Origin of the sequence: Streptomyces sp. MB09-01 (assembly GCF_033794505.1) — a bacterium.
In the GTDB taxonomy this organism is placed as follows: Bacteria; Actinomycetota; Actinomycetes; order Streptomycetales; family Streptomycetaceae; genus Streptomyces.
Window position 1 is genome coordinate 1 of record NZ_JARAYQ010000098.1, and the last position, 14,486, is coordinate 14,486.

The window sequence follows — 14,486 nt, forward strand, 5'->3', positions numbered from 1 at the left end:
TTTTTTTTTTATTTCGAATACCGCACTACTCTACACTTATTTAGGTGTCGGCAGTGTGAGATGTTTATAAGAGATCGGCTCGAGGGGGAGGCCGGGGGCGGGAAGATGAATGACGTCGACTACGCGCGCATCCGGCGGGCCTGGGACTCCGTGCGCGTCGACCCCTCCCGGATGCGGGCCTTCGACGACGCCGTGCGCGAGAACGGTGCCGGGGCCTGCGTGCACCCCTCCGGTGCGCGGGACCTGCCCGTGCGGGCCGCCCGGCACGATCTGCTGGCCCGGCAGGTGCTGCTCGGCACCGTCGAGGACGGCGCGCGCAACCCGTACGCCCGCCGCGGTACCGGATTCGCCCTCGACCCCGACGTGCTCGGCACCTCGCTCCTCGCCGTCGGACCCTCCGGCAGCGGCAAGACCCGGCGCCTGGTGCGGCCCGTCGTCGAGTCCCTCGCGCTCCAGGCGCTCGCCGGCCAGGCCGCCGTCGTCGCCGTCGGCGCGGCCGGGACCCAGCTCGGGCCGGACGACGCCTACGACGTCGTCGTCCGCATCGGCGACCCCGCCTCCGTGTACGACCTCGACCTCTACGGGGGCGCCACCGACCCGGACGAGGCCGCCACCCTGCTCGCCGAGGCCTTCGTCGGGGACGTGCCCGGGACCGACGTGCGCCGGGCCGCGACCGCCCTCGCCCAGCTCCTCGGCCCGTTCCGGGCGGCGTACGGCCGCTTCCCGGCCGTGCCCGAGCTGCGCGAACTGCTCGACCAGGTGCCCGCCGCCTTCGAGGCGCTGCGCCGCGGCCTCGGGCCGGCCGGCGGGGAGCAGCAGGCGATGCTGCGCGAGCTCGACGCCCGGACCCGCCAGCACGGGGCACACGGCGACCCCGGACCGGCCCTCGCCGACCGGGTGGCCCTGCTGGACCGGCCCGCCTTCGCCGGGTTCTTCGACACCACCGGGCAGGGGCGGCCGTTCTCGCTCCGCGCGCTGGAACACCCGCTGCGCGTCCGCATCGACCTGCCCGAACGGGGGCACGCCGACGCCTCCCGCATCCTGGCCCGGCTGCTGCTCACCCAGTTCAACGCCTCGGTCGCCGCCCGCGCCGACCGTTCCCTCTTCGCCTTCCTCGCCCTCGACGACGCCTCGCGGACCCTGACCGCAGAGACCGTGCGGGGTGTCCAGCGGCTGCGCTCGGCTCACGCCGGCGTCCTGCTCACGCTGCGCACGCTGGATGACGTACCCGAAGCGCTGCGGACGCCGCTGCTCGGGGCGGTCGGCTGCCGCATGGCCTTCTCGGGGGTCACCACCTGGGACGGCAAGCGCTTCGCCGAGGCCTGGGGCACCGAGTGGGTGGAGACGCGCGACGTCACCCACCGCACCGTCTTCGCCGACCAGCCCCTGACCCGGGCGATGCACGCCTTCCGCAAGCTCGTCACCGGCAAGGCGGTCACCACCGACGCGGTGACCGTGCGGCAGGTGGAGCGGGAGCGGTGGTCCGCCTCGGACCTCGCGCACTCCGTGCCGCCCGGGCACGCGGTGCTGTCGCTGACCTCGGTCCGCGGGGAGCGGGCGGCTCCGCTGCTGGTCCGACTGGCTGAGGGCGGATCCGGTCCGACGGCCTGACCCGCGCTCCGACCCGTACGGGGTGGCAGAATCGAGGGGAGTCGTTCATACGTTAAGGCGAAAAGCGCCCGCGGCTGCTCTGCTCCTCTTCTTCCGGCGCGCACCCGCGCCGGAAGAAGTGCCGTAGACCCGCGTAGCCCCTCCGTCGCCCCCTCCCGCGAAGGCCCCTGGTAACCGATGCCGCTCACCCTCGCCTCACTCGTCCAGCACTCGGCGCTCAAGCTCGGCGTCCGGGCGGGGGAGGACCGCCTGGACACCCCCGTGCGCTGGGCCCACGTCAGCGAGCTCGCCGACCCCGTCCCGTACATGGAGGGCGGCGAGCTGCTCCTGATCACCGCGATGAAGCTCGACGCGGAGGACCCGGAGGAGATGCGCCGCTACGTGCGCAGGCTCGCCGCGGCCGGGGTCGTCGGCATCGGCTTCGCGATCGGCGTGAACTACGAGGCGATCCCCGAAGCCCTCGTCGAGGCGGCCCGCACCGAGGACATGCCGCTGCTGGAGGTGCCGCGCCGGACCCCCTTCCTGGCGATCAGCAAGGCCGTCTCCGCGGCCCTCGCGGCCGACCAGTACCGGGCCGTGACCGCCGGTTTCGAGGCGCAGCGGGAGCTGACGCGTGCCGCGCTCTCCGCAGACGGGCCGGCCGACCTGCTGGCGAAGCTGGCGGCGCACGTGCACGGCTGGGCCGCGCTGTACGACACCTCGGGCGCGGTCGTCGCGGCCGCCCCCGACTGGGCCGCCCGGCGCGCCGCCCGGCTGACCCCCGACGTGGAACGGCTGCGGGAGCGGCCGGCGCCCGCCAGCGCCGTGGTCGGCGGCTCGGAGGACCGCGTCGAACTCCAGTCCCTGGGCACGGGCCGGCGGGCGCGGGGGGCGCTCGCCGTCGGCACCGGGGCCCCGCTGGGTACGGCCGAGCGGTACGCCGTCCACTCCGCGGTGGCCCTGCTGACCCTCACCACCGAGCGGTCGCGTTCGCTGCACGACGCCGAGTCCCGGCTGGGGGCGGCGGTGCTGCGGATGCTGCTGGCGGGCGAGGCGGAGCACGCCCGGTCGGTGGCCGGTGACCTGTACGGGTCCCTGCTGGAGGCTCCGTTCCGGCTGATCGTGGCCGAGCCGGCGCTGCCGGGCACCGCGCAGCCCGAGGGCCTGGCGCTGCTCGCCGACGCGGTGGAGTCGGCGGCCGCCCGCACCGGGGAGGCGCTGCTGGTGGTCCCGGAGCCGGGGCGGCTGGTGGTCCTGGCCTCCGACGCGGGGCCGGCCGTACAGGCGTGCGTGGACCACGCGGAGGCGCTGGAGTCGCGGCGCGGCGGGGACGCGGCCGGGCCCGAGCCGGACGAACTGGTGCTCGGCCTGTCCGCCCCGGCCGGTCCGGAAGGCGTGGCGGCGGCCCTCAAGCAGGCCGACCAGGCGCTCGCGGTGGCCCGCCGGCGGGGGCGGGCGATGGTCGAGCACGAGGACATGGCGGCGGGCTCGGTCCTGCCGCTGCTGGCCGACGACGCGGTACGGGCCTTCGCGGACGGCACGCTGCGGGCGCTGCGCGAGCACGATGCGACCGGGCGCGGCGACCTGGTGGCCTCGCTGCAGGCGTGGCTCTCGCGGCACGGGCAGTGGGACGCGGCCGCCGCCGACCTCGGCGTGCACCGGCACACCTTGCGCTACCGGATGAAGCGGGTCGAGGAGATCCTCGGACGCTCCCTGGAGGACCCGGACGTCCGCATGGAGCTGTGGCTCGCGCTCAAGGCCACCTCGGCCCCGTCGTAGCCGCCCGCCGCCCGGCCGGGCCGGGGCTCCCCTTCCCGGGGCTGCGCCCCAGTCCCCGCGCCTCAAGCGCCGGCCGGGCTGAAGGATCCGGGGCTGCGCCCCGGATCCCGTGCCTCAAGCGCGGGCGGGGCTGAAAGACCAGACCCGGGGCTCCGCCCCAGTCCCCGCGCCTCAAGCGTTGGCCGGGCTGAAGGACCCGGGGCTCCGGCCCGGACCCCGTGCCCAGCCCCGGCCGGGCTGAAAGACCAGGCCGAGCGACGGCCGGGCTGAGAGGTCAGGCACCCAGCGGGGCTGCAAGGCCGGACGCCTCCGGGGCTGGAACCTCGGGCGCCATCGGGCGCCCCCGGGGCCGGGTTTCCGCCCGGCGACAGTGACAAAGCGGCGAAGGGCGGCGACCCGCCGCTCCATCAGGGACAAACGCCGAAACGCCGCCGGAGTCCTACGGTGGAGGGGACAAGCCCACCGCACACATCCGAAGGGCCGGGATTCGCATGACTTCCACCCACGCCTTCTGGCTCGCCGGCCGCCAGGCCACCGGCGAGGACAGCTTCGACGTCCACTCCCCGTGGGACGGCCGGCTGGTCGGCACCGTCAGCGTGCCCACCGACGAGCAGGTCGAAGAGGCCGTGGCCGCGGCGCACGCCGTGACGGCGGAGTTCTCCGCGACGCCCGCCCACGTACGGGCCGCCGCCCTGGACCACGTGTCCAAGCGGCTCGTCGAGCGCACCGAGGAGATCGCCCAGCTGATCTCCGCCGAGAACGGCAAGCCCATCAAGTGGGCCCGCGGTGAGGTCGGCCGTGCGGTGTCCGTGTTCCGCTTCGCCGCCGAAGAGGCCCGCCGCTTCAACGGCGGAGAGGCCCAGCGCCTCGACACCGACGCCGGTGGCGTCGGCCGTCTCGCGCTGACCCGTCGCTTCGTCAAGGGCCCGGTCCTCGGCATCGCGCCGTTCAACTTCCCGCTGAACCTGTGCGCCCACAAGGTGGCCCCGGCCATCGCCGTCGGCGCGCCGATCATCCTCAAGCCGGCCCCGGCCACGCCCCTCTCCGGGCTGATCCTGGGCGAGCTGCTCGCCGAGACCGACCTCCCGGCCGGTTCCTGGTCGGTCCTGCCGGTCGCGAACGACAAGATGCCCGCCCTGGTCAAGGACGAGCGCCTCCCCGTCATCTCCTTCACCGGCTCCGACACCGTCGGCTACGCCATCCAGCAGTCGGTGCCCCACAAGCACTGCACCCTGGAGCTCGGCGGCAACGCCGCGGCCGTGGTCCTGGACGACTGGTCCTCCGAGGCCGACCTCGACTGGGCCGCGACCCGCATCGCGACCTTCTCGAACTACCAGGCCGGCCAGTCCTGCATCTCCGTGCAGCGCGTGATCGCCGACGCCTCCGTCTACGACCGCCTCGTCGAGAAGGTCGTCGCGAAGGTCCAGGCGCAGGTCACCGGCGACCCGAACGACGACGCCACCGACGTCGGCCCCCTCGTCTCCGAGGCCGCGGCCCAGCGCGTCGAGTCCTGGGTCGACGAGGCCGTGTCCGCCGGCGCGAAGCTGCTCACCGGCGGCAAGCGCGAGGGTGCCTCGTACGAGCCCACGGTCGTCGCGAACGTGCCCGAGGGCGTCAAGCTGGCCACCGAAGAGGTCTTCGGCCCGGTCCTGACCCTGCAGCGGGTCGAGAACACCGACGAGGCCTTCGCCGCGGTGAACGACTCGAAGTTCGGTCTGCAGACCGGCGTCTTCACCCGCAACATCCAGACCGCGTTCCGCGCGCACCGCGAGCTCGAGGTCGGCGGCGTGGTCGTCGGCGACGCGCCGTCCTACCGCGCCGACCAGATGCCGTACGGCGGCGTCAAGCAGTCCGGTGTGGGCCGCGAGGGCGTCCGCTACGCGATGGACGACTACACGTACGAGCGCGTCCTGGTCCTGACCGGCCTCGACATCTGATCTCGTACGGCCCGAAAGCCGACGGCCGGAGCCCACTGTGCGGGGGCTCCGGCCGTCTTTTGCGTCGGCCCCCGGCGGCCGCTCCCCGCGGCCGGAGCTCCCGCCGGGGCCGGGTCGCCCGGGCTTCTTCGAGCCCGAGCAGCTCTTCGGGTACCTCCGCCGGTACCTGGACCACCTGGAGGCAACAAAGGCCTCACCCGACCAGATCCGCTCCGCACTGTTCCAGTACGGCCCGACCGGCGGCCAGATCCGCGAACTCATCGCCGAGTGGCTGCGCAAGGACGAGGGCATCGACGTCCCGCCGGAGTCCGTCGTGGTCACCGTCGGCTGCCAGGAGGCCATGCGTGGACCCCGATGTCCTACTTCTACCCGCAGGGAGGAGGAGAGCGGTCCCTCCGGCTGTCCGTCAGCTCGCTCTCTCCTGCGGAGATCGCGGAGGGGGTCACACGGCTCGCACGGTTCATCAGGGCCCAGAGCGCCGACCCCGGGACACCGCCGTACGGAGCGTGACCCAGGGCCCGGCGGCCCGGCCGCCGGGCTCTGCGCCCCTCCGGTCCTCGCCCGATGTCCCGGGCCGTGTTCCCAGGGGGACACGGGTGATCGAGGATGCGTGGAGATTAGGACGGATGAGTGAAGATACGGGCCGAAACCAGCGGGCGTTCGCGCAGGTGGGAGAAAGATTGCAGGTCAGCGGCGGGGTGGGGATTCCCCTGTGCGGGGCTCCCGCCGTCCCCCTTTTCCATCCCGCCCACATTGGGTACGACTCACAGGTAGCACCGGCTGGTAATCCGGTGAACCATCCGACTCCGGCGGCGAGGTGAGTCCCCTCATGTCCGCAACACAGCCCGCACAGCCCGTACAGCCCAGCGGCACACAGCCCAAGGTGACCGAGCGCGAGGCACGTCAGGTCGCGGAAGCGGCCCGGGAACAGGACTGGCGCAAACCCAGTTTCGCCAAGGAACTCTTCCTCGGACGCTTCCGGCTCGACCTGATCCACCCCCACCCGCTGCCCGCCGCCGAAGACGTCCGGCGCGGCGAGGCCTTCCTGGCCCGGCTGCGGGCCTTCTGTGAGGCCCAGCTCACCGAAGGCATCGCCGCCCGCATCGAGCGCGAGGCGAGGATCCCCGACGAGACCGTGCGCGGGCTCAAGGAGCTCGGCGCGCTCGGCATGAAGATCGACCCCAAGTACGGGGGGCTCGGCCTCACCCAGGTCTACTACAACAAGGCGCTCGCCCTCGTCGGCTCGGTCAGCCCGGCCATCGGCGCCCTGCTCTCCGCCCACCAGTCGATCGGCGTACCGCAGCCGCTGAAGATGTTCGGCACGCAGGAGCAGAAGGACGCCTACCTGCCGCGCTGCGCCACCACCGCCATCAGCGCCTTCCTGCTCACCGAGCCGGACGTCGGATCCGACCCGGCGCGGCTGGCCACCACGGCGGTTCCGGACGGGGAGGACGCGTACGTCCTCGACGGGGTGAAGCTGTGGACCACCAACGGGGTCGTCGCGGACCTCCTCGTGGTCATGGCCCGGGTGCCGAAGTCGGAGAACCACCGCGGCGGGATCACCGCCTTCGTCGTGGAGGCCGACTCGCCGGGCATCACCGTCGAGCACCGCAACGCCTTCATGGGCCTGCGCGGCCTGGAGAACGGCGTCACCCGCTTCCACCGGGTGCGGGTCCCCGCCGACCAGCGCATCGGCGCCGAGGGCGCCGGCCTCAAGATCGCCCTCACCACGCTCAACACCGGACGGCTGTCGCTGCCCGCCATGTGCGTCGGCGCGGGCAAGTGGTGCCTGAAGATCGCCCGCGAATGGTCCGGCGTCCGCGAGCAGTGGGGCCGGCCCGTCGCGCAGCACGAGGCGGTCGGCGCCAAGATCTCCTTCATCGCCGCCACCACCTTCGCCCTCGAAGCGGTCGTGGACCTCGCCTCCCAGATGGCCGACGAGGACCGCAACGACATCCGCATCGAGGCCGCCCTCGCCAAGCTCTACGGCTCCGAGATGGCCTGCCTGATGGCCGACGAGCTGGTCCAGATCCGCGGCGGTCGCGGCTTCGAGACCGCCGAGTCGCTGGCCGCCCGCGGCGAGCGCGCCGTCCCCGCCGAGCAGATGCTCCGCGACGTGCGCATCAACCGGATCTTCGAGGGCTCGACGGAGATCATGCACCTGCTGATCGCCCGCGAGGCCGTGGACGCCCACCTCTCGGTGGCCGGCGACCTCATCGACCCCGCCAAGGCGCTCGGCGACAAGGCGAAGGCCGGCGCCCGCGCCGCCGGGTTCTACGCCCGCTGGCTGCCCAAGCTGGCCACCGGACCCGGCCAGGTCCCCGGCACCTACCGGGCCTTCCACCCGAGCGGCCACCCCGACCTCGCCACCCACCTGCGCTACGTGGAACGAAGCGCCCGCAAACTCGCCCGGTCCACCTTCTACGCCATGTCCCGCTGGCAGGGCCGCATGGAGACCAAGCAGGGCTTCCTCGGCCGGATCGTCGACATCGGCGCCGAGCTCTTCGCCATGAGCGCGGCCTGCGTCCGCGCCGAGCACCTGCGCGCCGCGGGCGAGCACGGCCGCGAGGCGTACCAGCTGGCCGACGCCTTCTGCGAGCAGTCCCGGCTGCGCGTCGAGGAACTCTTCGGCCGGCTCTGGGCCAACACCGACGACCTCGACCGCAAGGTCGTCGCGGGAGTGCTCTCCGGAACCTACGCCTGGCTCGAGGAGGGCGTCCTCGACCCCTCCGGGGACGGCCCCTGGATCGCGGACGCCGCCCCCGGACCCTCCACTCAGAAAAACGTGCACCGCCCGATCCGCTGACCTGCGATCATCGCCGCACGTCGGACAGACGTACGAGGATGAGTACGAGTACTGGTACGCGTACGAGCACAGCGCGAGGCGGACGAGAACGATGCCGACGGCCGAGGAAGACCGCACCAGCCGACGGCTGGCCTGGTGCGTGGCGCACCTGCTGCGCCACGCACCGGACCACGTCGTCACCGACATGATCGGCAGGCTCGACGAGCCCGCCCTCAAGTACCTGTGCCGGGACGAATGGCTGGCGGCTTCGACCGTCACCCTGCTGTTGCGCCACGGAGGCGCGGCCGACCGGACCTACATCGCCCGCAACCCCCGCGTCGTGGGCCGGCCGCTGCCCGGCCTCCCCGGGCCCGCCCGGTACGCCCGCCGCCGGACCCCGCCGGAACTCCTGCCGGTGCTCCGCGCGGAACTCGGCCGGGATCCCGGCGAGGAGCCGCTCACCGCGCCCGAGCTGATCGGCCTGCTGCGCCGGCACGGCCGGCGCGGGCCCCGGGTCCCGCTGGACGTCCTGGCGCTCCACCACCTGCCGGAGCCGGAACTGCTGCGCGCCGAGCACCTCCGCCGGCCGCTGCCCGCCGGCTCCGTCGAGGCCCTGCTGCTCGTCGAGGACCTGCCCCGGGAGACCGTCCGCGGGCTGCTGGCCACCGGGGGGAGCACGGACGGGCGCGCCTGGCACCGGCCCGCCGTCCGCGCCGTGCGGATGGGCCGGGTCACGCACGAGGAACTCGTCGCCCACGTCGCCCCCGCACGCCACACCCTGCTCCTCGGCCACCTCCCCGCCCTCCGCTCCCTGCGCTGGACCCTGCCCGAACAGGCCGGCATGCAGACGGCCGTGATGCGGGCCCTGCGCCCGTTGGGGGACGACCCCCGCCTGTGGGCGGAGCTGCTCCGGCACGCCCCCGGCCACCCGGGCACGCTGCCCGAGCTGGTGGCCGCCGTGGCCGACGGAACCCTGCCCGAGCCGACTGGCGCGGGGGAGCCGGGCCCCGACCTCACCCGGGCGGTGCGCCACCTGGCCCCGACGGCCGTCGAGCCCTACGGGGACGTGGAGCGCGAGCTGGCGCTGGCGAGCCTCGCCGTGCCGATGGAGAGCGTCGAGGAGGACATCCGCTGGGTGCGCGACTGCCTCGACCGCGGCCTGCTCACCGGCATCGACGTGATCCGGCACAAGCTGCCGGCCTGCTGGGCCCTCGACGAGGACCACTGGCTCGGCGACGTGGACCATCCCGACCGGCACGACCACCCGGAGGCCGTCCTCGCCGCCCACGCCGAGGCGGACCGGCTGCTCGCCGCGGCCCTCGGCGAGGACCCGGACGCCTGGTGGCGCGTGGCCCGGACCCTCCCGGACTTCGGCGGAACCCTCCCGCACCTGCTGCTCCGGGTCACTGAAGGGGGCTCCGTGTCGGGCCGCTCCTGACTTGCGGCAACAATGGGGGCATGAGCGACCGCCCAGCCCCCCTCGCCGATCCGCACCTCCTCTTCGACCCCGCGGCCGGCCTCCGGGACATCGTCATCCTCGGGTCGACCGGGTCCATCGGCACCCAGGCCATCGACCTCGCCCTGCGCAACCCGGACCGGTTCCGTGTCACCGCACTGTCCGCCGCCGGCGGACGGGTCGGGCTGCTGGCCGAGCAGGCCCGGCTGCTGCGGGTCCAGAAGGTGGCCGTCGCCCGCGAGGACGTCGTACCGGCCCTGAAAGAGGCGCTGAGTGCCCAGTACGGTCCCTCCGAGCCGCTGCCGGAGATCCTGGCCGGTCCGGACGCCGCGACCGAGCTCGCCGCCTCCGAGTGCCACACCGTCCTCAACGGCATCACCGGTTCCATCGGCCTCGCGCCGACCCTCGCCGCCCTGCGCGCCGGCCGCACCCTGGCCCTGGCCAACAAGGAGTCGCTGATCGTCGGCGGCCCGCTGGTCAAGGCCCTCGCGAAGCCCGGCCAGATCATCCCCGTGGACTCCGAGCACGCGGCGCTCTTCCAGGCGCTCGCCGCCGGCACCCGGGCCGATGTCCGCAAGCTCGTGGTCACCGCCTCCGGCGGGCCCTTCCGCGGCCGCACCCGCGCCGAGCTGGCGGACGTCACCGTCAAGGACGCCCTCGCGCACCCCACCTGGGCCATGGGACCGGTGATCACGGTCAACAGCGCCACCCTGGTCAACAAGGGGCTGGAGGTCATCGAGGCGCACCTGCTCTACGACATCCCCTTCGACCGCATCGAGGTCGTGGTCCACCCGCAGTCCTACGTGCACTCGATGGTGGAGTTCACGGACGGCTCCACGCTCGCCCAGGCCACCCCGCCGGACATGCGGGGCCCCATCGCGATCGGTCTCGGCTGGCCGCAGCGGATCCCGGACGCGGCCCCCGCCTTCGACTGGACCAAGGCCTCCACCTGGGAGTTCTTCCCCCTGGACACCGAGGCCTTCCCCGCGGTGGGCCTGGCCCGGCACGTGGGCACCCTCGGCGGCACCGCCCCGGCCGTGTTCAACGCGGCCAACGAGGAGTGCGTGGAGGCGTTCCTGGCCGGTCGGCTGCCGTTCACAGCAATCATGGATACCGTCTCTGCCGTGGTCGATGAGCACGGGACACCGGAGTCGGGAACTTCCCTGACCGTCCAGGACGTCCTTGAAGCGGAGGCCTGGGCGAGGGCCCGGGCGCGGGAGATGGCGGCTCGGGCCGCCGTGGAGGCGCGCGCATGACACTTCTGATGACGGTGCTCGGGGTCGTGGTCTTCGCGGTCGGCCTGCTGGTCTCCATCGCCTGGCACGAGCTGGGGCACCTCTCCACGGCCAAGCTCTTCGGCATCCGCGTGCCGCAGTACATGGTGGGCTTCGGCCCGACCATCTGGTCACGGAGGAAGGGCGAGACCGAGTACGGGATCAAGGCCATCCCCATGGGCGGCTACATCCGCATGATCGGCATGTTCCCCCCCGGCGAGGACGGCAAGGTCACCGCCCGCTCCACCTCGCCGTTCCGGTCGATGATCGAGGACGCGCGCTCCGCCGCGTACGAGGAGCTCGAGCCCGGGGACGAGAGCCGGCTCTTCTACACGCGCAAGCCGTGGAAGCGCGTGATCGTGATGTTCGCCGGCCCCTTCATGAACCTGGTCCTGGCTGTAGCGATCTTCCTCACCACGCTGATGACCTTCGGGCTGAACACCCAGACCACCTCGGTCGCCACCGTCTCGGACTGCGTCATCCAGCAGAGCGAGAAGCGCGACAAGTGCGTCCCCGGGGACCCGGCCGCCCCCGCCAAGGCCGCGGGCCTGAAGGCGGGCGACAAGATCGTCGCCTTCAACGGCCGCCCGGTCCACGACTGGTCCGCCCTGCAGAAGGACATCCGCGCCACCGTCGGCCCCGCCACGATCACGGTGGAGCGGGCCGGGGAGCGCGCGGACCTCACGGCGAACCTGATCGAGAACAAGGTCGCCAAGACCGACGGCAACGGCCGGTACGTCAAGGACGAGTACGTCACCGCGGGCTTCCTCGGCTTCGCCCCCGCCTCCGGCTACGTCCCGCAGTCCTTCGGCCAGTCCGTCGACCGCATGGGCGAGATGATGGAGGCCGGCGTGCAGTCGCTGGTCCAGCTGCCGTCCAAGGTCCCGGACCTGTGGAACGCGGCCTTCAACGGGGCCGAGCGCAAGCAGGACAGCCCGATGGGCGTCGTCGGCGCGGCGCGGGTCAGCGGTGAGATCTTCACCCTCGACATCCCCGCCCAGCACCAGCTGGTGTTCTTCCTCAACCTGCTGGCCGGCTTCAACCTCTCGCTGTTCCTCTTCAACATGCTGCCGCTGCTCCCGCTCGACGGCGGGCACATCGCCGGCGCCCTGTGGGAGTCGGTCCGGCGGGGCGTGGCCCGGGTCTTCCGGCGTCCCGACCCCGGCCCCTTCGACGTGGCGAAGCTGATGCCCGTCGCGTACGTGGTGGCGGGTCTGTTCATCTGCTTCACCCTGCTGGTGATGGTCGCGGACGTGGTGAACCCCATCAAGATCACCTAGTCCCCGCGGGGCTCTGCCCCGCAGCGCAGCGAGCCGGGCACGGATCGTGCCCGGCTCCCTGCGTTCGGGTGGCGCACCCCCTCGGATGCACGGGGCGCGCCGTGGTTGGCGTAATCTCGAAGGCTGGAGCCCGCCGAATTCGGGACCTTGATCCACACCTTGGGGTTGCACAGCAGATGACTGCCATCTCTCTCGGAATGCCGGCCGTGCCGACGAAGCTTGCCGACCGCAGGGTCAGCCGCAAGATCCAGGTCGGTTCCGTGGCCGTCGGTGGCGACGCGCCCGTATCGGTGCAGTCGATGACCACCACCCGTACCTCCGACATCGGCGCGACGCTCCAGCAGATCGCCGAGCTGACCGCTTCCGGCTGCAACATCGTCCGGGTGGCCTGCCCGACCCAGGACGACGCCGACGCGCTCGCGGTGATCGCGAAGAAGTCGCAGATCCCGGTGATCGCCGACATCCACTTCCAGCCCAAGTACGTGTTCGCCGCGATCGACGCCGGCTGCGCCGCGGTCCGCGTGAACCCGGGCAACATCAAGCAGTTCGACGACAAGGTCAAGGAGATCGCGCGGGCCGCGAAGGACGCGGGCACCCCGATCCGGATCGGCGTCAACGCGGGCTCCCTCGACGCCCGGCTGCTGAAGAAGTACGGCAAGGCCACCCCCGAGGCGCTGGTCGAGTCCGCCCTGTGGGAGGCGTCCCTCTTCGAGGAGCACGGCTTCAGCGACATCAAGATCTCGGTCAAGCACAACGACCCGGTCGTCATGGTCAACGCCTACCGGCAGCTGGCCGCGGCCTGCGACTACCCCCTGCACCTGGGCGTCACCGAGGCCGGTCCCGCCTTCCAGGGCACGATCAAGTCCGCCGTCGCCTTCGGCGCGCTGCTCTCCGAGGGCATCGGCGACACGATCCGCGTCTCCCTCTCCGCCCCGCCGGTCGAGGAGATCAAGGTCGGCATCCAGATCCTGGAGTCCCTCAACCTCAAGCCGCGCCGCCTGGAGATCGTCTCCTGCCCGTCCTGCGGACGCGCCCAGGTCGACGTCTACAAGCTGGCCGAAGAGGTCACCGCGGGCCTGGAGGGCATGGAGGTCCCGCTGCGCGTCGCGGTCATGGGCTGCGTCGTCAACGGCCCCGGCGAGGCCCGCGAGGCCGACCTCGGTGTCGCCTCCGGCAACGGCAAGGGCCAGATCTTCGTCAAGGGCGAGGTCATCAAGACCGTCCCCGAGTCGAAGATCGTGGAGACCCTCATCGAAGAGGCGATGAAGATCGCCGAGCAGATGGAGAAGGACGGCGTGGCGAGCGGCGAGCCCACCGTCGCCATCGGAGTCTGAGCACCCCGAGGTGCCGCCCCGGCCCCGTTCCCGCAGTTCGCGGGCGGGGCCGGGGCTTTTTCGTGACCTGCGACGCGGCATCGCCAGGCATCGGCGGGTACAGTGCGGAGATCAGCAGACTTGCATGGTGAGGCCCCAGTGTTGACGCAGACCACCACCCGGGTCCTTGAGCCCAGTGATCTCGACGCCGCGCTCGACATCCTCGGACGCGAGCCGGTCGAGAACGCCTTCGTCACTTCCCGGGTCCAGGTCGCCGGACTCGACCCCTGGCGCCTGGGCGGCGAGATGTGGGGCTGGTACGCCGACGGCGAGCTCCGGTCGCTCTGCTACGCGGGCGCCAACCTCGTCCCCGTCTGCGCCGAGCCGGACGCCGTACGCGCCTTCGCCGACCGCGCCCGCCGCACCGGCCGCCGCTGCTCCTCCATCGTCGGCCCCTCCGAGGCCACCCGACTGCTGTGGCAGCTCCTGGAGCCCAGCTGGGGGCCGGCCCGCGAGGTCCGCTCCCACCAGCCGCTCATGGTCATCGAGCGCCCCTCCACCACGGTCGAGGCCGACCCGCAGGTCCGCCGGATCCGCAAGGACGAGATGGACCTGATCATGCCCGCCTGCGTGGCCATGTTCACCGAGGAGGTCGGCATCTCGCCGATGGCCGGGGACGGCGGGCTGCTCTACCAGGCCCGCGTCGCCGAGCTCGTCGCCGGCGGCCGCTCCTTCGCGCACGTCGAGGACGGCAAGGTCGTCTTCAAGGCGGAGATCGGCGCCGCCACCGCGCGCGCCTGCCAGATCCAGGGCGTGTGGGTGGCCCCCGAGTTCCGCGGCCGCGGGCACTCGGAGACCGGAATGGCCGCCGTCGTCGCCTACGCGCTGCGGGACGTCGCCCCCGTCGTCAGCCTCTACGTGAACGACTTCAACACCGCCGCGCGCGCGGCCTACCGGCGGGTGGGCTTCCGCGAGGTCGGCGCATTCATGAGCGTGCTGTTCTGAGCGGGGCGGCAGGTCCCGGCCACCCTGATCGAAAAGGGGGGCCCCGGACCGCGCCGGTGGCATTCCG

The 14,486-nt window shown here is 72.8% G+C and carries 8 protein-coding genes and 1 pseudogene; all 9 read left to right on the plus strand.

The genetic code is table 11. The annotated features are described in order from the left end of the window. Positions 1 to 72: 72 nt before the first annotated feature. Positions 73 to 1,611: pseudogene (locus PV721_RS21005) on the plus strand (ATP-binding protein); the annotation flags it as partial. A gap of 177 nt (positions 1,612 to 1,788) precedes the next feature. Further along, a complete protein-coding gene (locus PV721_RS21010) occupies positions 1,789 to 3,369 on the plus strand; it encodes a PucR family transcriptional regulator (RefSeq protein ID WP_319726697.1) in 1,581 nt (526 codons plus the stop codon). A gap of 491 nt (positions 3,370 to 3,860) precedes the next feature. Further along, on the plus strand, positions 3,861 to 5,306 hold the full coding sequence (locus tag PV721_RS21015) for an aldehyde dehydrogenase family protein (protein ID WP_319726699.1): 1,446 nt from the start codon (positions 3,861 to 3,863) through the stop codon (positions 5,304 to 5,306). Positions 5,307 to 6,135: 829 nt separating this feature from the next. Beyond that, positions 6,136 to 8,112 (plus strand): acyl-CoA dehydrogenase family protein, encoded by a 1,977-nt coding sequence (locus PV721_RS21020; protein WP_319726701.1) that lies wholly within the window; start codon positions 6,136 to 6,138, stop codon positions 8,110 to 8,112. Between the two features lie 91 nt (positions 8,113 to 8,203). Continuing rightward, the gene (locus PV721_RS21025; protein ID WP_319726703.1) at positions 8,204 to 9,529 is read left to right on the plus strand and encodes a hypothetical protein; all 1,326 of its coding nucleotides are present in this window, start codon (positions 8,204 to 8,206) and stop codon (positions 9,527 to 9,529) included. Positions 9,530 to 9,549: 20 nt separating this feature from the next. Beyond that, the gene (dxr, locus tag PV721_RS21030) at positions 9,550 to 10,803 is read left to right on the plus strand and encodes a 1-deoxy-D-xylulose-5-phosphate reductoisomerase (RefSeq protein WP_319726705.1); all 1,254 of its coding nucleotides are present in this window, start codon (positions 9,550 to 9,552) and stop codon (positions 10,801 to 10,803) included. Then, on the plus strand, positions 10,800 to 12,101 hold the full coding sequence (locus tag PV721_RS21035) for a site-2 protease family protein (protein WP_319726707.1): 1,302 nt from the start codon (positions 10,800 to 10,802) through the stop codon (positions 12,099 to 12,101). Before dxr ends, PV721_RS21035 begins: the two co-directional genes overlap by 4 nt. Positions 12,102 to 12,277: 176 nt before the next feature. Continuing rightward, positions 12,278 to 13,435 (plus strand): flavodoxin-dependent (E)-4-hydroxy-3-methylbut-2-enyl-diphosphate synthase, encoded by a 1,158-nt coding sequence (gene ispG, locus PV721_RS21040; RefSeq protein WP_319726709.1) that lies wholly within the window; start codon positions 12,278 to 12,280, stop codon positions 13,433 to 13,435. Positions 13,436 to 13,573: 138 nt separating this feature from the next. After that, positions 13,574 to 14,419: a GNAT family N-acetyltransferase gene (locus PV721_RS21045; protein ID WP_319726711.1), complete on the plus strand. Its 846-nt coding sequence runs from the start codon at positions 13,574 to 13,576 to the stop codon at positions 14,417 to 14,419. Positions 14,420 to 14,486 lie beyond the last annotated feature (67 nt).